Genomic DNA, 25,690 nt, shown 5'->3' with positions numbered 1-25,690 from the left:
CCAAGAATTCACTCCGGTACAAGAGAGTATTGCTTTGGCAAGGCGTCTTTACAAACATTCTTAGATGCGAAACAGCTTGCACAAGAAAAAATGTTAGATAAGTTACCACTGGTAGAAGTAATTTTTGCCAGGTAACTTATGCTTATCAGGTCAAGTACTGTTTTAAGACATCCTGCCTTAAGATCTATTTCATTCAAGCACTCCTGAATAAAAAGAGGGTATCTGAACTGCTACAATATTTTTTTACCTAGCTCTGTAGATTTCTAAAAATTCCTTTCCTAAAGCTTCTAAAAGCTTACGATAAGTGGGAAATCCTAGCTGATGGTCTATCAGGGGAAGACCCCAAGAGCTAGGTAAAAATGTAATATGCTTCTGAGGATCTAAGAAAGATTTAATATAGGTAATGGGATCTAAATAGCAGACCGCATCTCCCAGACTTACATAGTTAATCACATTTTGAAATCCCCCTGCTGCCAATAGGCAAGGAGATCCAAAAGTATATACGTCTATCATATTTAGCTCCTCAGCTGATAAAAGGCCTTTAGCTCTTAAGGTATCAGAGGCCCCAATACTATGCGCATAATGGATAATTCTTCCTCCGCCTTCCACACCGCCTATTTGTGTTATCAATTCCCGCCATTTTGAAGCAAGCTGTTTAGCTTGAGGAGAAACCCATCCACATCTAACTGCTAGAGATTTTAGAAAATCATAAGTCCATCCTTCTGTGGGGCGGAAAATGTAGTGGATGTTATTGCCACCATGAAATTTTGAAATTATTTCTAAGCTATACATGACATCATGGCGAGCATTTAAAATTCCATTAATCAAAGTAATTCTTACTTTGTCATTTATTTCTCCTTGCCCTATCACCCCCGCTTCATTCTTTCCTATATAAAAGCCACAGATGCCTAACGTCAGCTTTCCAAAAATAGCGCTGGCTGTTCCTTCAATCTTCTCATTAAAATTATGTTCTAATGAAAGATGTGTAGACATGAAGGCGTGCATATTGCGAAGTAAGCTGAAAATTTGCTGACCGATATCGGTAACTTGGGAGTAAATAGCGCTCCATAAGTTACTAAAAGAGAATAGACCATAGGGATCCATGCGATTGATAGGATTATTAGAGGCAAAAGCATATAGGTTAGGGCTCTCCATAGAACCTAAGGGGTCTTGTGTCGTCCATTGGCCTAGGGAAGGATCGTAATAACGTTTTCCAAAATAAATAAGTCCAGATTCCGGGTCCATTCTTTTACTTGAAAAACGCCATGGATTATTGCAGGAGGGGTTCTCTCTTTCTTCTTCCCCAAAAGCAGAATAATGCGCTTGTTCTATCACGGTTTGATCGGCAAGTGAGATAAGTCCACAGACTGAGCCGCGATGATCATGGAGAGGAACGTATACTTGATCTTCTATTTCTAATAGGACGGCGCTTCCGATTTCTGCTCCTAGCCCCTCACCTAACACACGCAATTCAGTTATTTGATTTTTATCATTGACTGCTCCAATTTCATTTAGACCATCATAAAGATATTTTTGTTCCCATTTTTTTTCACCATTAGGGGCAAAACATGTCTTTGACAAGCGCCGATGAAAAAGGTCATAAGTATATCGATAAACTTCCCCGTTATCCTGGCGTAGAGCTATCATGCGATTCAAAGCATCATATTCAAAACGAAGTTTGCTGCCTTTCGTTATCTTTTCTTTCAAATTGCCGTTAGCATCATAACCATTTTGGGTGTTATGGTAACCTATTAACTGCCCCAAAGGATTAATTATGCATTCTTCATAATTTTTAGATGTTTGATTTCCTAACCAGTTGTAGGTGTAGGTGTTGCTAAAAAGTCCTGCTTCATTTGTTAGGTAGTTTTGATCATCGTAAATAAAATTGTGCTTATGTTCACCCGTAAGATCTTTAAAAGTGATATTTTCGATAATCTGCGGCTTTTCAGGCAAATAATGAATAGCTTCAGACCAAAAAGGCGTAGAAATATGAGTAAGATAACCTTTGCTATTATAACTACGTAGCTCTTGACCTATGCCGCCTGCCAAGTCACTAATCAGCGGATGGCCATTTAAATTTCGCTCTTGATAATTATGAATCAAGGAATCATTTAAAAGACGCTGCCTCTCAATTTTTCTAAGATAAAGGCTGTCGTAGCTATACTTAATGGAAGATGTATCCGGAAGATCTAATTGAATGCAACGGTTGAGCTCATCATAATGCCTGGTGGTTTTTAATCCGTTGCCTTGTACTTCTTCTAATAAGCATCCGTCGAGAGAAAAGGTGCGCCGTGTAGATAAGGAATGAACTTTATCTTCAATATGGGTGAGATGCTGGAGAGAATCATAGGAAAGAATATAGTGGATCGTAAGATCAGAAGAATGAAGGGCGGTAAGGTTGCCTAGAGAATCATATTCATAAAAGATTGTCACCCCATCCGGCTTGAAAAGGGCGCTTAGCTGACCTGCCTCATTGTAAGTATAATGGGTAGTCATAGGCCTTACTGTACCAAATCCTTCAATGCATCTAATAAGGCGATTATAAGAATCATAATGCCATACTGTACTGATGGTTTTCCCGTGGCTTAAAAAGTAAGTTTCCTTGGCTTTATGATTATTCGCATCCCACTGTAATTCTTGTAAGAAAAGTATGTCGCCTAGACTGTTCTTTTTGGTTATTTTCACAGGTCTTTTAATCGCATCATAAAGAGTGAGAGTCACATTTCCTGATGGATCAGTCACAGCTTCTTGGAGCACTTGCTGTCCTAGAGAATTGAAAACAAGCTCTTCAAGGGGAGAAGGTTGTACAGGGGTGGGCTCTACCCAAGTCATCTTTTGTATCTTGCCCTTGGCATCTTCAAGACGAGTAGATTTTAAATCATTTTTAAAATCATATTCTTTAATAGTAGCAATAAAATTTTCAAGATGGGGGCCATACCATTCTTTAGAAACGGTTTGCTGACCTAAATGATTATATTCATATGTTAATCGCTTACTAATAGTTTTACCTGTCATTTGCTCGAGAGCTTGTAAACGGCCCATATAATCATATTTATAGCAAATTCTTCGATCTGAGGCCTCTCTTGCTTCTAATAAATGGAAGGCATTATGAATAAAAGTAGTGGCTTTGTATAAAGCGCCTGTTTTATCAAAAGCTTCATTTTTAAAGAGTCGCCCTAAAGGGTCACGATGATAAACTGTATAATTTCCTTGAATATCAAAAGCAACTTTTAAGGATCCATCCAAATTATAAATAAATTTTTCAACCCTTTGATCAGGGTAGAGGATAAGGATAGGCTTACCATAAGCATTGTATTGGGTGTAAGTAGTACAACCTTTAGCATCCGTTTGGGCTATCACGCGATTAAGTACGTCGTAGCGTGTCTGCTTAGAGGGATTGATAACGTTAAAGTTTTCGTCCATGACGGCCGGATAAATCACTTGAGTCTCACGACCTAAGCTATCATATTCATAGGTAGTTTGATTACCACACTCATCAATAAATGCTCTCTTATTGCCTTTTAAATCATAATGAAAATAAGTTTTTTTTGTCTGATTATTGTTATCCGAAACTTCACTACTAATTAAACGATTGGCAAAATCATAGGTATGGATAATTTGTTGAAAAATACCTGTAGGGCTGATACATGTTTGTTTTAATAGGTTGCCATTTAAATCATAGCTTTTCTCGGTAAGCCCTTTAACTTCATCTGAGGAAGTAATCAGCTTGTGATGCTCATCGTACGTGTTATTGATGGAATAATAATGTTGATTATTTGCATCGTAATAATCTTCTTGGATAACCTTCGCTTGGTGGTTGTAGTGATAGATGATTTTCATCATAAGGTGAGCTTGGCCGGTCGAAAAATTCAAAGCACTCTCTTCTATCCTTTCTGTTAAGCCTAAGGCAGGATGGCTTGTACGATAACTAATTGTTTTTATATGCCTTTCGCTGACGTTGGTAAGATCATTTATATTCTTTGAAGATCCATCGTCTTTGCCAATGCTGGTGACCTGCCAAGCTTGATTGTAAGAGTAAAATTCTCTTAGAATAATTTTGTTGTTAATACATGTTAACTTGGACTGAAGGTAGGGAGTATTAGGGAAATATGCATAGATTATTTTTTTTCCATTATCTTCTTCTGTGCTCTTTAGAAGATCATTTGCATATTCATAGGTTATGCTATAATGCTCTATCCCATTTTTTAAAGGATAACCGTCATGGCCTATTTGAATAGCTAGCGTGCATGTGCCAGTAAGGTTGCCATATAGGGTTTCTTTAATTAAACGATGATGGGCGTCATAAGAAAAGGAGTGGGCAATAAGAATAGTACCCTGAGCATCGGCTATATAACGCGTACGAAGCTGCTTGCTGTTTTCCTTTTTCTCTGAAGCTTGAGTCCATATTAATTTTTCTAGGCGAGAAAATTGGCCAGCTGAATCGTAATTTTCAATATCTGTTATATATCCGTCGCAGAAGCGATAAATGGTTTTGCAATTAAGAGCATCATAGACCTCCGTATACCCTTCATGATAAACAAAGCTACGAGTAACAATAGCTGTGGCATCATTTCCTACAGGGCTTTTTTGAACTTTAACTTTCCCGGCATGAGGATGGTCTTTTCCATAATATTCATATTCTATGTAACGGCCCTCCGGTAATTCGCGCCGGCTGATGAGATAACCTTCTTGGGAAGGATGCTTTTGATAGTGATAAGCAATAGAAGGAGAGCTAGAGGAAATGACTTCGGCAATTAAACGAGGATCACGGAAGCGATAGGTGACTTGTTGGTTATCATGGGTTTGAATTATACATTGCTTATAAGGATCATCACTATGTTGAATGTTCAGCCAGCTATAGAGATGCTCATCAGTAAAGTCAGAGGCTTTTACAGCTTTTAAGCGATATTGCTGATCATATTCATACGAGATTTTGTGCGTAGAGGTGAAATGGCCTGCCTCTCCTGGCGTAGATGCGTTAAATAGGTTAGGGAAGTTACACTGCCATCCCGATAAAAAACAGTCTTCTCCTGTGTGATATCTGCGCAGGCTGAGAGGAGCCGGCCCGCTAAGATGTAAATCGTTTTGAGCTTCCGTGTACTGGCCGGTCATGATATTTACTGAATCAAATACATAAGTAGGATTTTGCCACTCATGCAAGGAAGGTAATAATGAAGAAGAGGGGAGCTCTTGCGTATAGGCACCGTAGGAATTGATGAATAAAATAATAAATAAGCAAATAAGCTTTTTCATGAACTAACCAAAATTAAATAACAGAAATAGCTTAACCAAGAATAAACTTAAAGGGCAAGAGACAATCTATTTATAATGAAATTTTATGATTTAAAAATAAAATTTACATATGATTTTTTTAGCTTCTCTTCCTTATATTTTTTTCTGAAATATTTTTCGGCCGATTTCACTTTAGCTTCGCAGGGAGAAAAGAGTTAGCTCAAGTAAAAACGTGCTTGAAGATTGCTTTTAGCTTTCTTATTCAGAAAGCTCAGTTTTTAGCTGATAAAGAAAAGACTTTGTTTCACTAGCTAAACAGATGCCCTAATGGAAAATTGTTGATAAAAAATATCAATTAGAAAAAAGATTAGGTTAAATGCCAGTTAATGACAAATGTCCTTATTTTGAATCAACGTATCGGAATCTGATTCGGTAGATACAAGTTGTAACTGACTAGCAGAAAGAGCAGGCGTATATAGAGACAAAGTAAAAAGTATTAAGAGATAGTATCGTAAAAAAATCATATCTATTTTCTCAACCCTTTTTAGCTGTTTAAAGGTATTGAGTCTAAGGAAAGTTTGATTTTCAAGCAGTAAAAAAAGAGGTTTAAATCGAAAATATTTTAATCTTGGGTTTAATCCTTAGTTTTATCAGTCAATTTATATTTTTGGAGCCTACTATTAGGCTTTTCAGGTAATGTATAGGTGATTTTTCCCTGATTAAGCAACGAAGAGAGAACTTTTTTTAATCCCCCTGAAATGTGTTTATGTCCCAGGATTTGAGATATTTCACTCTTCGATAAAGATTCTTTTCGAAGCAATCTTATCACTTCTTTTTCCAAGGACTCGGGCCTTGACTCGGGCTTCGACTCGGGCCTTGACTTAGGCCTGACTTTTTCGGCTTCTTCTGCCTGTTCTTCGGGCCTTTTCCCTGTGGCAAAGAAAGACGAGGGCAAGAAAGTGGTCACGACTGATTCCGCTCGCACTTCCCAAGTGGGCTTGGGGTTTCCATTTTCTTTACACCAGTCGATAATATTGAGGGTACCCATTCCCCATTTTTCAATAATACCAGCACGATAAAAGACACTGGCAATAATGGGAGTCCACGGCTTGGATTCATGAGGTCTTGTCAACTTTTCTGGTGTGATATCAAAGTGCAAGACTCCTGGATTGATGATTTCCAAGCGCATCATACATAGCAATTGCAACAGCGCCTCCTGCTGTCGTGTAATCTCTATGGCAGATAGCATTTGCTAAAGCTTCTCTTGTAGCAAGAGGAGGATAAAGTGGATAGTCCTCTCATATCATTTTACCAGGAACAACACGTCCCGAAATAGGAACATGATCAAGCAAGAATAATTCGCCTCTTCTTAAAAGATCGAATGCATTCCCCCAATAATCACGATTATCCATAAACCCAGTCAATCGGTCAGAGCCTCTGAAACGAGCGAGCCTTATTGATAGCTGTGGATAGTTTGAGAATAACCTTTCGCTTTTTCCGTATAGGACTACAGCAGCGTTGATAAGACGTCGAGCATCGAAAAGTCCTAATCCTCTTAAAATTGATTCAGGGTCAGTGTACGAGGGATTTTTCATGCGACCCAGTTTAACCGCGTTTTGTAGGGTGGATTGAATTTCTTCCTCATCTAAATCTTGTATAGTTATCCACTCTGGTGTCAACTCATTTTCCCACCGCCGATACGCATGAAATTTATCTAAAACACGCTTTTCATATTCCCCACGAGGCATAATTTGAGTTGTAGGGCCATGCCGAAGATAGGGCCTGCCATCATAGCAATAAGTACCTAATTTTCCAGATACCCTAACGAGAATGACTGCTTTGTCGCTTCCAATAGCTACAGTTTCGATTTCAGGAAAAGCGGGTGGTTCGATCTTGCGTAACTCTTGAGCAATATCTTCGAGTGTCTTTGCTGTTACTTGTTGGCCTGCTATTTCCCCTTTATCGGAAACTCCAAAGAGCAAAAACCCGCCTAGACCATTAAGCATTGCGCATACTGTTTTAGCAGCTTCTGAACGCTGTCCCGTTGTCTTTTTAAACTCCAGGTTCTCAGATTCGCCTTTTGCAACTAATTTCTGTAGTTCTTCTAGACGCATTATGACTCCCTGCCCTTGGGAAATATAGCCTCCTCTTTGGTCACTTCACCTTTGGTTAACTCTTCAATTTTTTTGGCTAGCTTTACACTAGGCGAGCGCCTACCGCGCAGAATTTCTCCTAAATGAGTCCGCGAGATGCCTAAATCTTTGGCAAAATCTGTCTGAGAAATCCTTTTACGAAATAGGTATTCGTCTAAATCCATAAAGCTAGCCCCATCCTTTTTAGGGTCAAGTGTACTATTTTTTTTATAAAATGCAATGTTTTTTGATTTATTAGGTACTTTTTGTTGTGCAAAGTGAACTAAGTGGTATATTTTTCGTGTCAATTAAATCATAACGGAGGATTTATGACACAATTAGCATATAACCCGCCTATAAAAATGCTGATCGATGACATCCAAGAAGTTCGTGTTCTTGTCGACTCTCCTGAGAACTAAGCATTACCAACGTTTAGGTCCTGAAGGGATCTTTACCATCATACAAAAGCAAAAGCCACCAATATCAATCCCTTGGATGCCTTAAACGGTGGAATGTACTACGTCCAAGGCAAAGTCGAGATGTCCGCGTTCATGATGAATCAGCTTATTCGGCAAGCAGGTCATTCTATAAGCAAGGATCCAAAGTCCGATGATACCCAGTGTATTCTTCAGGGGAAAAGAACTGACACGGGAGACACTTGGACAGAAATATTCTCAATTGCCGATGCAAAAAGAGCTGGCATTTATCGTGAGGGTACCGGATGGACTAAGTAGTACTACCTCGTTAAGTGCCTTTCTGATAATAATGTAAGTAAGTTTTATTAATTAAGGAGGGGGCAATGGACCTAGAGCAATTAAATTCCATCCGCGAACAACTTAATGAATGGATTAATGTTTTTAAAGCCAACTTAGGAAGATCAGAAAGAGTTCACTGGTGCAGATTGTACATAGCAGGATTAATATTGGAGGGGGAAAGGAAATCTATCGAGCCTATGGCAAAAAGACTTCCTGGAGGAAATGAACAAGCTATTCAACAATTTGTCAATCAAAGTCCTTGGGATTATGCAGCGCTACAGCAACAATTAGCTAAGCATATGGCTCAAAGCATGGGGGTTAAAAAAGGAGTACTTGTTCTAGACGACACTTCTTTACCCAAAAAGGGAAAGTTCTCGGTAGGGGTAGCTAGGCAGTACTGCGGAGCTTTAGGAAAAATTGCCAATTGTCAATCAATCGTCACATGGCATTACTGTGAAAAAGGTAAAGAGCATTTTCCTATCCTAGGTGAATTATTCCTCCCCCAATCTTGGACAAAAAGCAAAAAAAGAATGCAGGTAGCCAAAGTTCCTAAGGCAAGATACAAGTTTTTAAAGAAATGGCAGCTTGCTTTACAACTTTTAGATGATATTCTTAAGAAAGATTTTCCCTATGAAGCGCTTGCTTATGATGCCGGTTATGGAGAAAAACGAGAGTTATTGGGAGAATTAGATAAAAGGCAGCTAACCTTTGTGGCTCAAATTCCTGAAAATCATAGCTTTTGGCCTATCGATATTCCTTTAAATTCTACCAAGAACATTAGAGGTAGGCCAAGAAAATATCCAGAAGTAGCCGATAGAAACTTTAAGCCCTTTTCTGCCAAGAAGCAGTTTTATTTATTAAAGACATTATAAAAAATTAAAAAAGCAAGTCAAACGAATTCGTATCTTTACCAAGGGAAAACCAATTCTAGATGATCTAACAGGGCTTTCTTTTCAGATAGATTCAAGAAAAGAGGGGACACCTTCTAAGCATTTAGGAGTAGCCACAGGTTCTGGCGATTAAGTGAAGCGGCAATTTTGGTTTGGCTAAAAGAATGAGATTGATTCTTTGTCTTATTTGAGAAAAAAGGCTCTTTTTGGCGCAAATGTTTTTAATTCTTCTATCGAATGATGGAATACAATACACCAGTTTCTTCCTGTTAAGAAAAGTTGTCCTCCCAGCCGTAACACTCTGCAGAAAAAGAGAGAGACTTCTTGTCGTTATAAATGTGTAGGTTAGTTTAAGCTTGCTTAGTTGCTGGAAGGAAAGCGGATTACTTGTTTAAAGATAAGATGGCTAAAATTTTTTTATTTCATTTTAGCTCACCACCAATTTAACAAATACTTATGGCCATTCTACAATTGAAAACGCTGCCTTATTTTTTCTGCAATATCCTTCAAAGGATTTTCTGCTAATTCAAGGGTTTGCAGCTTAGACAGCTGCCCAATTTCTACAGGCAGAGCGGTGAGCTGGTTTTGATTTAAGTAAAGCAATTGTAGCTGAGACAATGGACCTATTTCTGCGGGAAGGCTGGTGAGTTGGTTTTGATTTAAGAAAAGATATTGCAGCTTAGACAGCTGCCCGATTTCTGTAGGCAGGCTGGTGAGCTGGTTTTGATTTAATTCAAGCCGTTCCAGCTGGGACAGCCGCCCAATTTCTGCAGGCAAAGTGGTGAGCTGGTTTTGATTTAAGTTAAACCATTCCAGCTGAGACAGCCGCTCAATTTCTGCAGGCAAAGTGGTGAGCTGGTTTTCTCTTAAGTCAAGCGTGTGCAGCTTAGACAATTGCCCGATTTCTGTAAGTAGAGCGGTGAGCTGGTTTTCTCTTAATTCAAGCCGTTCCAGCTGGGACAGCCGCCCAATTTCTGCAGGCAAAGTGGTGAGCTGGTTTTGATTTAATTCAAGCGTGTGCAGCTTAGACAAGTGCCCGATTTCTGCAGGCAGAGCGGTGAGCTGGTTTTGATTTAAGAAAAGATGTCGCAGCTGAGGTAGCCGACCGATTTCTGTAAGCAGGTTGGTGAGCTCGTTTTCTCCTAAGCCAAGAACTTGTAGCTCAGATAACTGCCCGATTTCTGCAGGCAGAGTGGTGAGTTGGTTTTGATCTAAGTAAAGATATTGCAGCTGAGACAATTGGCCTATTTCTGAGGGTAGAGCGGTGAGCTGGTTTTGATTTAAGTGAAGCACTTGCAGCTGAGACAATTGACCGATTTCTGCAGGAAGGCTGGTGAGCTGGTTTTGGCTTAAATCAAGCTCTTGCAGCTGAGATAACTGGCCTATTTCTGGAGGTAAATAAGTCAAGCCTGCGTTAGATAAAGCTAAAACTGTGATGTTTTTACAATTTTCTTCAATCCAATCTCTAAGTAGCTCTTCTTTTTTCTCTAGAGGCAAGTGCTTAATTTCTTCTCGGCTCAAGTATTCTTCCCCACCAGGAAGTTTTTTCCAAAGCAAAAGACGATTAATATTTAAGAGATAAGAAAAGTACTTAGCCAGAGTAAAATACCTCTTTTCTTCTATTTGCACTTTAAATTCTAAAGTTGAAAGAGACTTGGCTAAAGTAAAGATGTGCCTAAAGATTGCATTTACCTTTGCTGTTTCAGAAAGCTTTTCTTCTAGCTTATAAATCCTATCTACAATGAGAGCCTGCTCCTTAACATTTCCTTGGGGAACATGCACTTTACCTATTTGTCTATAAAGAGGGGGCATGACTTCAGTAGCCAGCAGATGATGCCATCTTTTACAGACACTAAATAAGAAAGGAGCTGCGCAAGCCTCTAAGATAGGGAGCAGCAATTCATTGGGTAAGCTTTCAATAGATGCCGAAGAGATAGGATGCATTTTATTTCCTTGGGTAGTGATGACTTTTCAGCATTTTATTTATTAAAGACAATGTAAATAAATTAAAAAAGCAAGTCAAACGAATTCGTATCCTTATCACTGAAAAACCCCTCACAGATAATCTACCTCGCTTTTTTTCAGCTAGATTCAAGGAAAGGGCGGAGACCTTCCAAGCATTCAGGAGCAGCCACAGGTTTTGGCGATTAAGTGATGCGGCAATTTTGGTGCGGCTAAAAGAATGAGATTGATTCTTTGCTTTATTTGAGAAAAACGGCTCTTTTTGGCGCCTTGTTTTAATTCTTCTGCCGCATGATGGAATACAATACGCCTAGCTTCTTCCTGTCAAGAAAGGCTGTTCTCCCAGCCTAGCAATCTGCGGAAAAAGAGAAAAACTTCTTGCTGTTATAAATGTGTAGGTTAGTTTAAGCTTACTTAGTTGCCGGAAGGAAAGCGGATTACTTGTTTAAAGATAAGATAGCTAAAAGTTTGTTATTCATTTTAGTTTACTTCAATTTAAAAGTACTTAAGACCATTCTACAATTGAAAACGCTGCCTTATTTTTTTGGCGATATCTTTCAAAGGATTTTCTGCTAATTCAAGCGTTTGCAGCTGAGGCAGCTGCCCGATTTCTGTAGGAAGTGTGTTTAGCTGGTTTTGGCCTAATTTAAGCACTCGTAGTTGAGACAGCTGACCAATTTCTGTAGGCAGAGCGGTGAGCTGGTTTTGATTTAAGTCAAGCACTTGCAGCTGAGACAGCTGCCCTATCTCTGCAGGAAGAGTGGTAAGCTGGTTGTTATCTAAGTAAAGCAATTTAAGCTGAGACATCTGCCTTATCTCGGTTGGAAGAGTGGTGAGCTGGTTGCTGTCTAATTCAAGCGTTCCCAGCTGCGATAGCTGCCCTATCTCTGCCGGAAGAGTGATAAGCTGGTTATTTTTTAAGTAAAGCACTCGGAGCTCTGGTAGCTGCCCTATCTCTGCCGGAAGGGAGGTGAGCTGATTTCTATGTAAGTCAAGCTCTTGTAGCTGTAATAGCTGCCCTATCTCTACCGGAAGGGAGGTGAGCTGGTTTTGGCTTAAGTCAAGCCATTGCAGCTGAGACAACTGCCCTATCTCTGCCGGAAGGGCGGTGAGCTGATTTTTATGTAAGTTAAACTCCTGCAGCTGAGATAACTGGCTTATTCCTGCAGGCAGAGCGGTGAGCTGGTTTTGGCTTAAATTAAGCTCTTGCAGCTGAGATAACTGGCATATTTCTGGGGGTAAATAAGTCAAGCCTACTCTAGATAAATCTAAAATTGTGATGTTTTTACAATTTTCTTCAATCCAATCTCTAAGAAGCTCTCCTTTTTTCTCTAGAGGCAAGTGCTTAATTTCTTCTCGGCTCAAGTATTCTTCCCCACCAGGAAGTTTTTTCCAAAGTAAAAGGCGATTAATATTTAAGAGATAAGAAGAGTAGTTAGCCAGAGTAAGATACCTCTTTTCTTCTATTTGCACTTTAAATTCTAAAGCTGAAAGAGACTTGGCTAAAGTAAAGATTTGCCTAAAGATTGCATTTACCTTTGCTGCTTCAGAAAGCTTTTCTTCTAGCTTATAAATCCTATCTACAATGAAAGCCTGCTCCTTAACATTTCCTTGAGGAACATGCACTTTACCTATTTGCTTATAAAGAGGGGGCATGACTTCAGTAGCCAGCAGATGATGCCATCTTTTACAGACGCTAAATAAGGAAGGAACTACGCAAGCTTCTAAGATAGGGAGTAGCAATTCATTGGGTAAGCTTTCAATAGGTGCCGGAGAGATAGGATGCATTTTATTTCCTTGGCTAGTGATAACTTTTTCAGCATTTTCATTTTTTAAAGACAATATAAAAAATTAAAAAAGCAAGTCAAAACAATTCGTATCCTTAACAATAAAAAACAACTCACAAATAATCTACTAGCGCTTTTATTTTAGATAGATTTAAGGAAAGGGGGCCCCCCAAGCATTTAGGAGCAGCCACAGGTCTTGGCGATTAAGCGACACGGCAATTTTGATCTGGCTAAAAGAAAGAGATTGATTCTTTGCTTTATTTGAGAAAAACAGCTCTTTTTAGCTCAATGTTTTACTTCTTCTACCGCATGATGAAATATACGCCTAGCTTCTTCCTGTCAAGAAAGGTTGTTCTCCCAGCTATAACACTCTGTAGAAAAAGAGAAAAACTTCTTGTCCTTATAAATGTGAAGGTTAGTCTAAGTTTGCTTAGTTGCGGGAAGGAAAGCGGATGACTTGTTTAAAGTAAGAGGGCTAAAAGTTTTTTATTTCATTTAGCCTACCCAAATCTTAAAAGTACTTACCGTTCTACAATTGAAAACGTTGCCTTATTCTTTCTGGAATATCTTTCAAAGGATTTTCCGCTAATCCAAGCTTTTTCAGCCGAGACAACCGTCCGATTTCTGCAGGCAGAACGGTGAGCTGGTTTAGATTTAAGTAAAGCTTTTTCAGGTTGGATAGCTGCCCGATTTCTGCAGGCAGAACGGTGAGTTGGTTTTGATTTAATTTAAGCCTTTGCAGCTGAGACAATAGACCTATTTCTGCAGGCAGAGCAGTGAGCTGGTTTTCTCTTAAATCAAGAATTTGCAGCTCAGACAACTGCCCGATTTCTGCAAGCAGAGCGGTGAGGTGGTTTTGACTTAAGTCAAGCTCTTGCAGCTGAGACAATTGATCTATTTCTGCAGGCAGAGTGGTGAGCTGGTTTTGATTTAAGTGAAGATATTGCAGCTCAGACAATTGCCCAATTTCTGGAGGCAGAGCGGTGAGCTGGTTTTGATCTAAGTCAAGCTCTTGCAGCTCAGACATTTGCCCAATTTCTGGAGGCAGAGCGGTGAGCTGGTTTTGCTTTAAGTTAAGCTGTAGCAGATTAGACAGCTGCCCGATTTCTGCAGGCAGAGCGATGAGTTGGTTTTGATTTAAGTAAAGCCCTTTTAGCTGAGACAGCTGCCCAATTTCGGCAGGCAGACTGGTGAGCTGGTTTTGCTTTAAGTAAAGCGTTTGCAGCTTAGACAGCTGCCCAATTTCGGCAGGCAGAGCGGTGAGCTGGTTTTGCTTTAAGTAAAGCGTTTGCAGCTTAGACAGCTGCCCAATTTCGGCAGGCAGAGCGGTGAGCTGGTTTTGCTTTAAGCAAAGCGTTTGCAGCTTAGACATCTGCCCGATTTCTGCAGGCAAAACGGTGAGCTGGTTGTGATTTAAGTAAAGCTTTAGCAGCTGTGACATCTGCCCGATTTCTGCAGGCAAAGCGGTGAGCTGGTTGTGATTTAAGTAAAGCTCGAGCAGCTCAGACAGCTGCCCTATTTCTGCAGGCAGAGCGGTGAGCTGGTTTCGATTTAAGTAAAGCCCTTGTAGCTGAGACATCTGTCCTATTTCTGCAGGCAGAGCGGTGAGCTGGTTGTGATTTAAGTAAAGCTCGAGCAGCTCAGACAGCTGCCCGATTTCTGTAGGCAGAGCGGTGAGCTGGTTTTGATTTAAGTAAAGCTCGAGCAGCTCAGACAGCTGCCCGATTTCTGTAGGCAGAGCGGTGAGCTGGTTTTGATTTAAGTAAAGCGTTCGTAGTTGAGGCAGCTGCCCAATTTCTGCAGGCAGAGCGGTGAGCTGGTTTTCTCTTAAGTCAAGCGCGTGCAGCTTAGACAATTGCCCGATTTCTGTAAGTAGAGCGGTGAGCTGGTTTTCTCTTAATTCAAGCCGTTCCAGCTGGGACAGCCGCCCAATTTCTGCAGGCAAAGTGGTGAGCTGGTTTTGATTTAATTCAAGCGTGTGCAGCTTAGACAATTGCCCGATTTCTGCAGGCAGAGCGGTGAGCTGGTTTTGATTTAATTGAAGCCATTGCAGCTGAGACAGTTGCCCGATTTCTGCAGGCAGACTGGTGAGCTGGTTTTGATCTAATTGAAGCCGTCTCAGCTGAGACAGTTGCCCGATTTCTGCAGGCAGACTGGTGAGCTGGTTTTGATCTAAGTAAAGATATTGCAGCTGGGACAATTGGCCTATTTCTGAGGGTAAATAAGTCAAGCCTGCTCTAGATAAATCCAAAGCCGTAATATTTTTACAATTTTCTTCAATCCAATCTTTAAGAAGCTCTCCTTTTTTTTCTAGAAGCAAGTGCTTAATTTCTTCTCGGCTCAAGTATTCTTCCCCCCCAGGAAGTTTTTTCCAAAGCAAAAGGCGATTAATGTTTAAGAGATAAGAAGCGTAATTAGCCAGCGTTAAGCCTCTTTTTTCTTCTGTTTTCCATTTAAATTCTAAAGTTGAAAGAGATTTGGCTAAAGTAAAGATTTGCCTAAAGACTGCATTTACCTTTGCTGCTTCAGAAAGCTTTTCTTCTAGCTTATAAATCCTATCTACAATAAGAGCCTGCTCCTTAACATTTTCTTGAGGAACATGCACTTTACCTATTTGCTTATAAAGAGGGGGCATGATTTCAGTAGCCAGCAGATGATGCCATCTTTTACAGACGCTAAATAAGGAAGGAACTGCGCAAGCCTCTAAGATAGGGAGTAGCAATTCATTGGGCAAGCTTTCAATAGATGTCGAAGAGAGAGGATGCATTTTATTTTCTTGGGTAATGATGACTTTTTCAGCATTTTTATTATTTAAAGACAATGTATAAAAATTAAAAAAGCAAGTCAAACGAATTCGTATCCTTATCAAAGGGAGGGTATAGGCTTACTTGTTAAGCAAAGAGCAAGTTACTGTGCTTTGTAGGTGATAGCTAGGAAGGTTTTTGCTCACCTTTGGGCCGACCAGACGTAACATGCTTTTGAGTTGCTATAACTTCAAATTCTATAATCTGTATATATTTAAGTTTTTTTTACAAACTTATCTCATAGATGCTTAGCATCGTTTGGACATGAAAATTCTTGCTGCATGAGCTTAATAAAGGCATTGGCTTCTTTTTCACCGCCCTTAAGGTAATGCTTAGCTAAAGTATGGCAAGCCCTTAAAATAGGAACTAGGATTTCACTAGGCACTTATGCAAGAGAGATAGAAGAGCAAGGGTTCATTTGCTGGCTTTTTTAGGCTTTTTTAAAGTAAAAGATGTTGAAGAAAGCTAAAAGAAGCAAGAAAAATTTTAAGTTAAGTGGACTACCTGTACATTTAAAAAAGCCCATTCTTCTATTTTTCTTTAGAAGAAATTTAATTTTCTTGCAAAGAGGTAGGAGTAACATTTTGAAGAAGCTCTATAATTTCATCACGGTTAAATTGCTTTAAAAGCCGATGATCATCCACTCCTACAATATCTTCCAGGAGTTTTCCTTTTCTAGTAATCATCTTGTCGATCTTTTCTTCAAAAGTGCCCTTAGTCACCAATTTGAAAACTTGAACTCCTCTAGTTTGGCCACTACGATGAACGCGGTCTGTCGCCTGATTTTCCCGGGCGGCATTCCACCATCGATCATAATGGATAACAACAGAGGCAGCGGTTAGCTCTACTCCTAATCCCGCAGCTTGCAAAGAACCTAGAAAAACTTCACACTGTGGGTCTTCATTAAAGCGTTTAAGTTGCTCTCCCCGATTAATCGTTGAACCCCGAATAGCAGCAAAGCCAATGTGGCGCTCTTCTAGATATTTTTGAATGATATCCAGCATGTTCAAATATTGAGAGAATACCACAACTTTCTGGTGGCTTTCACGGGCTTCTTTCAATAGCTCGATGAAAAGATCCCATTTGCCAGCTTGGTAAAGCTTATATTCAGAGGGGGTTTTTAGATAGCAGGCCGGATGATCGCAGATTTGTTTTAAATACGAAAGAATAGCAAATATATGTAGGTAAGGGATAGGCTGACTCCCATGGGTAAGTTTATCCAGCACCACCTGTCGCGATTGTTCCACAACATTATTGTAGAGAATAGCTTGAGATTCTGTTAGTCCGCAATGGGAGATCTCTTCAGTTTTTTCTGGTAGATCGTTAAGAACATTTTCTTTCTTCCGTCGTAGCACGAAGGGATTTATCAATCGTGATAAGAGAGCTTTACGCTTTAAATCCTGCTTTTTATCGATAGGTTTAACAAAATACTCGCGATAATCTTTTTCACCAGGCATATAAGTAGGTAAAACCAAATCAAATAAAGATTTTAACTCACGTAGATGGTTTTCTATAGGAGTACCTGTGAGCCCAAGGCGCATGTGGGCATTAACGTGGGCTAACGTGGCGTAAAGACGACTCCTATAATTTTTTGCAATTTGAATTTCATCAAAAATTGCTAATTCAAAGGATATTTTAGAAAGCAATTGGTGTTCAATTCGCCACACACCATAAGAAGTTAAGAGAATATCATAATGCTCCTGAAATTCATCCAGGCTGCGATGAGTACCATAAAAGGTAGAAACACGTAATTTAGGCAAGTACTGCGCAAGCTTATCCTGCCAATGGTAAATGACGGAGGTGGGGCAGATGATTAAAAAATAGCTGTTACCCTTTTGTTTTTGCTTTTCGCCATGATTGATAATAGCTGCGATTAGGGCCATCGCTTGGTGGGTTTTACCTAGTCCCATATCGTCGCAAAGTAGTCCTGACAGCCCCTGCTGATAAAGAAACCATAGCCAATGGAGACCCTTTTGTTGATAGGACCTTAGGTCACAACTTAGACCTAATATATTAGGTTCGGCAGGAATTTTAAATTCTATAAGCTCTTTTAAAAGATTGAAAGAAGAGGAGTGATTGTAATTTTTTTCTTTTTTTCCTTCTTTTATAGGATCTAAGGCATTCAAACGAATCAGTTCAATCGTAGAAAGGGTTAGGAGATTATGACGTTTATCCAAGCGTTTTTTTGCAAGAAGCTTCAACCAATCATAGCGTTTGTCTTCAAAATCAATTAACCCAGCTTCTGTAAATTTAAAGCGCTGATTTTTTTTTGAAGCTGTCCATAGCTCTGCAATAGGAACAGCACCCTCTTTGGAGGTGTACTCTAAGTTAACCGTGTACCACCCGCGTGTATTAAAATCTGATTTAGAAATAGTGCTTACGGTAAGCTCAAGCTCTTTAGGAGGTGTAAGGCGTGGGTCAAGGCTTTTTATAAATGGCTTTAAGTTTTTGAGCTCCTGCTCTAAAAAAAATAGATGATGCTCAGGTTTTATTTCCACTACCTTCTGATAAGCTAGGGGTAAGCGACAAGTTAAAGGGAGTTCAGCAAAACCTTCTCCCTCTACATAAGTAAATTCGTCAAAAAAATAAACTTCTTTAAGGGTGTATTCTGATAATAGATCAAAGGTGGGAATAACAAGGATGTGCTCGTCTTTAGTTAATTTTATCACTAATCCTGCATGGACAATAGGTTGCTTTTCACTAAAAAAGCCCGGAATAACTTTTAGCTCCTCACGATTATTTCTGATAAACATAGGAATTTGATCAGGATTTAAGAAAGACCCAGGGCGCAAGGGAAGGCTTACAGGCGTAGTATTTTTAGCATAAAACCCTTGGCTCTCGATGTAAATCCAAGCGCCAAAATCCTTAGTTTTCAAAGTTTGCTCTTGGGTAGCTACTGTACGTTGAAAAGAAAGCAACCCTTTTTCTATATCCATTTTATAGTTTAGTAATGCCTCTAAGCTCGCTACGTGTGTTTCAAATCCTTTGTGAGTATTTAGCCACGTACGATGCTGCTGGACAAATTCTCCCACTTTTTCGGCAGGAACTAGGGTTTTCGCTTCTTTAAATCGCAGGCCTTCTAGCTTGTAAAAGCCCTCCTCTTCTAGATAAGCCCATGAATCAAAAAGCTGGGACATAGGCTTGCTAAGATCTCCAGGGCAGTGAACGTAACACTGAATATGAAGGTTCCATTGTTCATCAAAAGCAATCACATAGGAAGCTTTAAAGCTCCCTTCATGAATAATACAGCCTTGTAAATGTTCTTTGATGAAAGCTAAATTTTCATCAAGTACTTGTGCTAGATGAGCCTGGCTAATCACTTTAGAGCTTAATAAGCCTAAAGGATCTAAAGGATAAAATCCTTTAAAAGGTACCAGTAGCCAACTTCCTAATTGAAAGCTTTGAGAAAGAGAGGGGGAGCTGGCAATAGGGGGAGGGGTTTTACTCGAGTCAATTAGAAAGCAAGCATGTGCTTTATCATAAGTTATTTTAATATTAGGGTCAGCTTTCAGTGGATACAAACGCAAAGGCGAATGAACGGTAGCTAAAGCAGGGATAATCAAAGGCAAATGCGTGTGGGGAATATAAAATTTGCAGTAGAGAGTAGGAAATTTTACACTCATGTAATTAGGGATACCTTGGGGCGTATAACTAAAATCTATTTGATAGGTTTCCCCAGCTTCTTGCAGAGACATCAGCCACTTTGCCAAGTCATTCCAAAAAGAGAGTGCATAGCTTAGCATAGGACTGGGACGACCTTCTTTCCAACGACGAATCTCTTCGGGCGATAGATTGGAAAATTTTAAAGAAGTTTCTTCCGTTTCTTTATAGCGATTAAAAAGCAGATGTTTTAATTGAGCGGCAGTAGCTTTTGTAGTGCTTTGGACTAAAAAAATTTGTTGTCGATTGGCATAGATGGTGTAAATCCCCTTGGAAGAAGGTCTAAACTTTACTTCCTCAAATTTCATCTGTTCAGCACAAAGATAACACAGCTTATTCCAAAGAGACTTTTCAAAGCGCTTATGAAGAGGTTGGCGGCTCTTGTTAAAAATATATAGATAGGCGGCAGCTAAATGGGGGCAGGCGGCCACATCTCCGCTTTCCTCACAGGAGCAAAAAGCATCCTTTAAACGGTTGACCTTATCAAATTGAAGAAAGGACCACACGCCTTGAGGATTTTTTTCATCCACTACTTTAACTTGATAGGTTTCTCCTGAAAACTCTACTTCTTTAACCTTTCCTGTTTGTAAGAGCTTCTCTCCTTTCTCCTGGAAGGGTTTAAGAACACTAGGTAGTGGCATATCAAATACCTAACAAAGAAGAAGTAGCAGCTAGGGAAAGTAGATAGCTAGTCCTATTACGAAGGTTTAATAAAAAAATTAGCTGAGCATTAATTCTTCTATACTCCTCTAAAAAAGGCAGGCTGGCCACTACAGGAAGTCCATAATTAAGGCGATTAAGCATACTAATGGGAAATTGATAAGTTGAAAGCATTGAGTATAGCATTTTTAATGTTTTAGTGCGAATAACCGCTTATAGATGTAGCTCTCTGCCAAAAAGGGTATTGAACAAGGGCTTGTGAAAGATGAGGCTTTAAAAAAATTATGGGACAGGATTGTATTTTAAAAGATAGCCTTGCCGGTCAGTAACTTTAGAGTAAACCCATGGATCATCATTCTCACGCATTAACCGATCACAGCCCATGCTAAAACCGACAAAAAAGCCATACTTGCGCATAGCATCCAGCGTATATTGTGAGCTGCTAGGTAAATAGTTACTGCGAGGGCCATCAATAGGTGTAATTATTGTTTGATGAAAGCCAATGAGGCTTTCGGCGACAGGGCCCATCAGGGGGGTGGTACAGCAATAAGGCTGGTCTTGCAAAGAAGCGGGCTTAAGGTGGGCTAAATCGGCATCTTTCCCCCAAGGCTCTGCCCTAAGGCAAAAAGAGATTAGAACAAGAGGAAAGAGAGTGAAGAGGTTGAGGGCTATACGTATAGGCATTTAGAAGGAAGTCTGAAAAGTTAATACAGGAAAAAGATGATTTTTGATCATATAATCTTTAGCTAATGTTTTGTATAAATGTTCATTAAATTCTTTTGCTCCTAGGCCTGCACCATTAATTCCTCCTATGTACCATCCCATTTCAAGACTTGTAGTAATAGCTCCTGCGGCCCAATTCCCATGATCAAAGAAGTAGTAAGCGGTAGCGATAAAAAGCGAATTGACTAAGAAGGCGGTAATAGCTGTATTTTTTTGTCCCAAATAGTAATAACCCACTCCAGGAAGCAGAGCATTAAGTGTCTTAGCATGTCTGACTGACTTCGCATGTTGGTTATAAGTAGTGAGAAAATAGGATAAATTCTCATTAGAGCCTAAGCATGGACTGTGAAGTGCCGAAAAACTGGCATGAAGGACATCTTCAGCATGTTGGAGATTCTCTGCGACTTTAGGGCGAACTTTTTCAAGGAGAGCAAAAACTTTTTCAGCTTTAGCTGGTTGGCCTGCTCTTGAATAAGCATCATAAAGAATTTGAAGAAGATTCTCAAAAGCTAGAAATTGAGCTGAGATATTAGTCAAGCTACTAGCCTCAAAAGCCTCTACAGCTTCTTGATATTTTTCACCTAAATAATAGCTTAAAATAATATCATATTCTATCTGCTGTTTTCGATAGAGCTGGTTGGAAGGAATAAGAATCAAAGCACGTTTATAGCTAGTAATAGCGCGATAAAGGTCATTTTCCCGAGCAAACTTGTTAGCTATAAGAAGTTCTTTAGCCCAATCTTCTTGCAGCTCTTCAGAAGTTAAATCAGGAAAAGCGGAGGGAAGATTTTCTATAACATGCACAGGCGCAGCAAATTGAATATTTGGTTCAAGTTGACCAGCTTCTTTAAAAGAGCAAGCTACTAAGCATAGGCATAGTGAACCTATAAATAGATTAGTAACGATCTTCACTGCCATCCGAATTTTCTGTATTAATAATATTAAAGAAATCCATCGCTTCATCAGTTTCGCAAACCCATTCCTTAGGGCGCCGGCTCTTGACACGATAGATATTTTGCTGATGTCTAGTGATGTTGTCAATTTCTTCTTCAGTATCTAAGATGATAGGATGAATAAAAATCATTAAATTTTGCTTTGTATTTTTAACTTGCTTATCACTAAAAGCTGCTCCTAAAACAGGAATGGATCCTAAGCAGGGAACTTGAGTACGGTTTCTTTCGTCCGTATCGCTTACCATTCCACTTAAGATTAAGAAAAACTTATTGGGAACATGTACTTTTGTTGTGGTCCTGTTAATTTTAGTAGTAGGGCCCACTATCTGGCTAGTTGCAGTTGAGCTGCTCGAAATTCCTCCAGAAACAATGGAGCTAACTTCTTCTTGAATTTCCAAAGTAACAATATCATTACTGCCAATGATGGGGGTAACCTTTAAATTAGTGCCGACATCTCGAAACTCGAAATTCTGTGTTAAAATAGTACCTAAGTTGTTAGCAATAGATTGCGTAGGAAACTGCGTGTTGAGGCCTACAAAAACTTCTGCTGGTGAGTTATCTTCGGTAAGAATTTTAGGATTCATGATAATGCGTGACATAGACCTTTGTGTTAAAGCTTTTACAAGGCCTCCTAAGGTCGCATATTCTTTTCCATTATGAGTGATGGTCTGCCCAATAACTCCTAGTACAAAACCGCTTACGCTTGTAGCTTGGGCAGCAGCATTAGGAATTAAACCAAGACCTGATGAAGCCATCCCCGCCGGTAGAGTAGAGGCTCCCGATAAGAAAGCTTCCGCACCAGAAGTATTGCCTCCACCAAAGTTGGAAGCTACATTAGTAGAGAAGTTTAAGGAATCGGTGATGTCTGTTTCTAAAATAAGCATTTCAAGGAGAACCTGGCGGAGAGGGACATCAATGTCGCCTAAGAGCTCTCTCATCTTATCAATAGCATCGCTTGTTCCCGTAAATATAAGCGAGTTTGAGGATTCAATCCATTGAACGCTATTAATAGAAGCTAAGAGGTCCGTATTGGTTCCGGCTCCAGAGACTGTGAGGCTTTCAGCAATCCTAGCTAGAGCCTTAGCAATTTGCTCTCCTTTACGGTATTGCAACTTATAAATAGAAAATTGAGTTCTTTCAATGTGGCCTACAGGTAGTTCAGCATCAATTCTTTCTTTACGCTGAACTTTTTGGGGTGAAATAGGCTTGCCAGGATTGAGCTGAAAAACCCAGTTACCATCTTTATCTAAAACCCACTTACCATCAGGTCCTTTTCCATTGGGAATAGGCTCACCGGGCTCAAAGTACCAGTTGCCTTGTTCATCAATTTTCCAATTACCTTTAGGAGGTCCACTACCATTCACAGCTGCTTCAGGAATAAATTGCCAGTTACCATTTTTGTCCAAAATCCATTGACCTGTCTGCTGTTTTGTACCAAAATTAAGATCTTTGGGGTTAATTATTTGTGTTGTGGCTCCTGTCTGATCAAGATATTTCAAGATAGATAGAGTGCGTTCCACGAGATAAGGGCTTCCTACGATGAAAATACTATTGGCTGCTTTATGAGAGATAAAGTTAATTTTTTGATCTTGGGCAATTGGTTGGATAATCCGTCCTGCCAGTGCAATAAGTGCGTCTGCCGATTGGGAACGCACAACATATTGGCCGATAACCAATCCACTTTGTGGGCTGTCCAAGCTATTAAGTAAAGCGCTGATTTCTCTAATATTCGAGGATAGATCTGTAATTATTAGATGATTAGTTTCTTTAAGTACTTCCACTAAAGCATTAGCAGAAATCATAGGTTTTAAAATCAAGGCAGCACGTTCTGCTTCTAACGTATTAAGTCTAAAAACCTTAGTTATAATGTCGAAACTCTGCCTTTGATGGACACTTCCATCCTCGGTCACCACCTTGGAGATACCGGCAACTTTACTATTGCGATGAATAATGATAGTGTTTTCTTGCTCGATCAATTCTAGGTCGTGGATACGTAGCTCTTGCAGTAGAGCTGTCATAATATTATCAATAGTGGTGGGTTCTTCTGAGACTATTGTAACAGTAAATTGTAAATCGTTTTCATCGAATACAAAATTCTTATTAGAAATGCGGCTAATGAAACGAATATATTCTGTAATAGCGACATTATTGAAATTAATGAGGATAGTTTTAGGAGGTTCATTGGTATTTGTATGGCTAGCCGTAAGAGGCTTAAAGTTAGAAGGAGAAGAAGAGTGTGTGCCAGTATCTTGGTTGGTCGCGGAAGGCGCTGAGGATTGAAATAAGGGGGCAGAAGAAGAAGGAAATAAGGATGGCGTTTGGGATGATGAAGAATCTGAGGTAAAAGCAGGTTGAATAGGAGTATTAAAATCTGCTGAATGATTAGAGGTAGAGTTATCTATGCTTGGCGAGGAAACCGTACGCTTATGTTCTGGTGAGGAAGTAGGATTGAGCATAGAAGGAAGGTCGGTAGAACTCGAAGAAGTTGTAAAAGAAGGGTGGACCTGCGGGGGAAAGGAAGATTCAGAAGTAGTGGAGAGCTGGGGTGGAGAAATAGTTGGGGGCTGTAAAGAGGCAGGCTGAGCTTCTGGAGGCTGTGTAAGAGTAGGCAATAGTTCCGAGGCTGGTTGGTTGGCTGTGTTAAGAGAATCGGTAGGCTGTGCCAATTCAGGTAGAGTATCAGCTGTATGAGATTGGGGATAAGTAAAAAGTTTAGGATAAAAAAAGCGGCCAATTTCTGGCGATTCATTCTTCTCTTGAGTAGATGAAGAATCTGGGGGAGAAATAGCCAGAGGCGGCAAAGTGGGTGGTATTTCCTTATTATCTAATGCTTCATCACCACCATAGGGAAGTGTTGACGGCACAGAGTGTTCAGCTTTTATATAGGTGTAACAAAAGCATGAGGTTAAGATGAAGATAGCTAATGATAAAGCTTTAGGATAGGTATAATATTTTTTCATGTAGAGTAGGGGGTTATGTCATACTAAAAAGTCAGGATCATAAAGTCTCGATTGATTTAATGCAATTTTATAATTAATTTTTTGATTAAGCTATTTGATCATCCACCAACCTGTTTACTAGCTATAAGGTCATGAAAATCAGAGGAAAGGTGTTTTTTCCACTCTTATTCAAAAGATAGTAGATGAGCAAAGATTTCTATGAAAGGAACTATTAGGAAGGACGCTAAGGTATACAAATGGGATTCTAAAGAGCATTACAGGAGATGCGAGAAGGGCTTTTTTAAAAGTAGAGGCTTTCACGGCAGAGGCAAAAGAAGCAGGCTTAATAGGCGAATAGCCTTAGACACAGACTGAGGTAATGTTAGCTTTAAGCGTCTTCATAAGCTTTGCAAGCTAGAATCGGACAAAAAAAGTAGGTGGGTGTTTTTAATCCTTTCCGTAGGGAGAAGTATTTGGCTAAATTACCTTTATACTTTAAGATTTGAGCTTATTGGAGAAACAAAAACAGCTTCTTCTTATCCTTCGCATTTTTTTTAAGCAGGAAAAGATTCTTTAAAGCTTTTCCTAAGAAAGAAAGCTTAAGAAGTATAGTAGGATGGCGAGTAAGTAACGCTGATTAACGGATAAGAAAACCCTCTAAGGCTGCTTCAATTACACCTAAGCTGTAAGCCAACTCATTAACTTTTGCTTTTCCGTGCGAGTAAATTGCATGCGAGGCTTACAGGGCTCGTAAGCATAGGCCACTATTCCGCTGATTAGATTGGCAAAAAAATTTTAAGCGCTGCGATGTCGAGGATGTTCGATTTGACAAGAGTTTTTCAATTTATTTTTAACGCTTTCAATCCCCTCGCTTTCTTAATAAAATCTTATCTACCAGTGAAATTAGCTTGTTTTTCATATTCTTTCTAAGCCTAGTAATAATTTCTAAGCCCTTGTCGTAAAGCTTGATAAACAATTGGTGAGTGAGTAGAGTAAGAGAATTTCACTTCTATCCCCTCTTAGAGCCGGACGGGAGCCTCTCGACTCATCCCGCTCTCATTATCTAAACCGTTGGTATATAAACAAGCTTCCAATGAACGAATAAATGGGGAGAAGACTTTGCAATCTGCGCTATATAGTGACATGCCTTGACCTTGTGTCTATTGTATTTGCGATATTTTCGTTTTGTCCAT

General features: G+C 39.6%; 14 protein-coding genes and 1 pseudogene. 2 read left to right on the top strand and 13 right to left on the bottom strand.

Features of this window, described 5'->3' with window-relative positions:
- Positions 1-243 precede the first annotated feature (243 nt).
- The 4 genes from TY21_RS08390 to TY21_RS08375 all read right to left on the bottom strand — a co-directional run bounded on the left by TY21_RS08390 (position 244) and on the right by TY21_RS08375 (position 7,549).
- A complete protein-coding gene (locus tag TY21_RS08390) occupies positions 244-5,253 on the bottom strand; it encodes an RHS repeat-associated core domain-containing protein (RefSeq protein ID WP_042241624.1) in 5,010 nt (1,669 codons plus the stop codon).
- Between the two features lie 613 nt (positions 5,254-5,866).
- A complete protein-coding gene (locus TY21_RS08385; RefSeq protein ID WP_232044351.1) occupies positions 5,867-6,439 on the bottom strand; it encodes an ATP-binding protein in 573 nt (190 codons plus the stop codon).
- Between the two features lie 91 nt (positions 6,440-6,530).
- On the bottom strand, positions 6,531-7,346 hold the full coding sequence (locus TY21_RS08380) for a helix-turn-helix domain-containing protein (protein ID WP_052354554.1): 816 nt from the start codon (positions 7,344-7,346) through the stop codon (positions 6,531-6,533).
- Positions 7,346-7,549, bottom strand: a complete 204-nt coding sequence (locus TY21_RS08375) for a helix-turn-helix domain-containing protein (RefSeq protein ID WP_042241628.1) — start codon at positions 7,547-7,549, stop codon at positions 7,346-7,348. Before TY21_RS08375 ends, TY21_RS08380 begins: the two co-directional genes overlap by 1 nt.
- 354 nt (positions 7,550-7,903) lie before the next feature.
- Here TY21_RS08375 and TY21_RS08370 point away from each other — a divergent pair, with 354 nt between their 5' ends.
- Together TY21_RS08370 and TY21_RS08365 are read left to right on the top strand one after the other, a co-directional pair.
- Positions 7,904-8,098, top strand: a complete 195-nt coding sequence (locus TY21_RS08370) for a hypothetical protein (protein ID WP_042241631.1) — start codon at positions 7,904-7,906, stop codon at positions 8,096-8,098.
- A gap of 65 nt (positions 8,099-8,163) precedes the next feature.
- Positions 8,164-8,991 (top strand): IS701 family transposase, encoded by an 828-nt coding sequence (locus tag TY21_RS08365; RefSeq protein ID WP_052354555.1) that lies wholly within the window; start codon positions 8,164-8,166, stop codon positions 8,989-8,991.
- Between the two features lie 483 nt (positions 8,992-9,474).
- Here TY21_RS08365 and TY21_RS08360 read toward each other — a convergent pair whose 3' ends face one another.
- From TY21_RS08360 to TY21_RS11925, 9 genes and pseudogenes are all read right to left on the bottom strand, one after another.
- Entirely contained in the window at positions 9,475-10,953 is a 1,479-nt protein-coding gene (locus tag TY21_RS08360; RefSeq protein WP_130589650.1) for a leucine-rich repeat domain-containing protein, read from the bottom strand.
- A 534-nt stretch (positions 10,954-11,487) separates the two neighbouring features.
- Entirely contained in the window at positions 11,488-12,759 is a 1,272-nt protein-coding gene (locus TY21_RS08355) for a leucine-rich repeat domain-containing protein (RefSeq protein WP_052354661.1), read from the bottom strand.
- Positions 12,760-13,287: 528 nt separating this feature from the next.
- Entirely contained in the window at positions 13,288-15,525 is a 2,238-nt protein-coding gene (locus TY21_RS08350) for a leucine-rich repeat domain-containing protein (RefSeq protein ID WP_130589649.1), read from the bottom strand.
- Positions 15,526-16,113: 588 nt separating this feature from the next.
- Positions 16,114-19,863, bottom strand: coding sequence for a DEAD/DEAH box helicase (locus tag TY21_RS08345; protein WP_042243939.1), 3,750 nt, complete (start codon positions 19,861-19,863; stop codon positions 16,114-16,116).
- A gap of 1 nt (position 19,864) precedes the next feature.
- The gene (locus TY21_RS08340) at positions 19,865-20,068 is read right to left on the bottom strand and encodes a hypothetical protein (RefSeq protein WP_042243941.1); all 204 of its coding nucleotides are present in this window, start codon (positions 20,066-20,068) and stop codon (positions 19,865-19,867) included.
- A 96-nt stretch (positions 20,069-20,164) separates the two neighbouring features.
- Positions 20,165-20,566, bottom strand: coding sequence for a membrane protein insertion efficiency factor YidD (gene yidD / locus TY21_RS08335; RefSeq protein WP_042243943.1), 402 nt, complete (start codon positions 20,564-20,566; stop codon positions 20,165-20,167).
- On the bottom strand, positions 20,567-21,523 hold the full coding sequence (locus TY21_RS08330) for a tetratricopeptide repeat protein (protein WP_130589648.1): 957 nt from the start codon (positions 21,521-21,523) through the stop codon (positions 20,567-20,569).
- Entirely contained in the window at positions 21,501-24,422 is a 2,922-nt protein-coding gene (locus TY21_RS08325) for a secretin N-terminal domain-containing protein (protein ID WP_158623056.1), read from the bottom strand. The genes TY21_RS08330 and TY21_RS08325 overlap by 23 nt, the downstream gene beginning before the upstream one ends.
- Positions 24,423-25,175: 753 nt before the next feature.
- Positions 25,176-25,485: pseudogene (locus TY21_RS11925) on the bottom strand (transposase); the annotation flags it as partial.
- Positions 25,486-25,690 lie beyond the last annotated feature (205 nt).

The organism is Neochlamydia sp. S13, assembly GCF_000648235.2.
In the GTDB taxonomy this organism is placed as follows: domain Bacteria; phylum Chlamydiota; class Chlamydiia; order Chlamydiales; family Parachlamydiaceae; genus Neochlamydia.
This window is presented reverse-complemented; position numbering and strand designations above follow the sequence as displayed.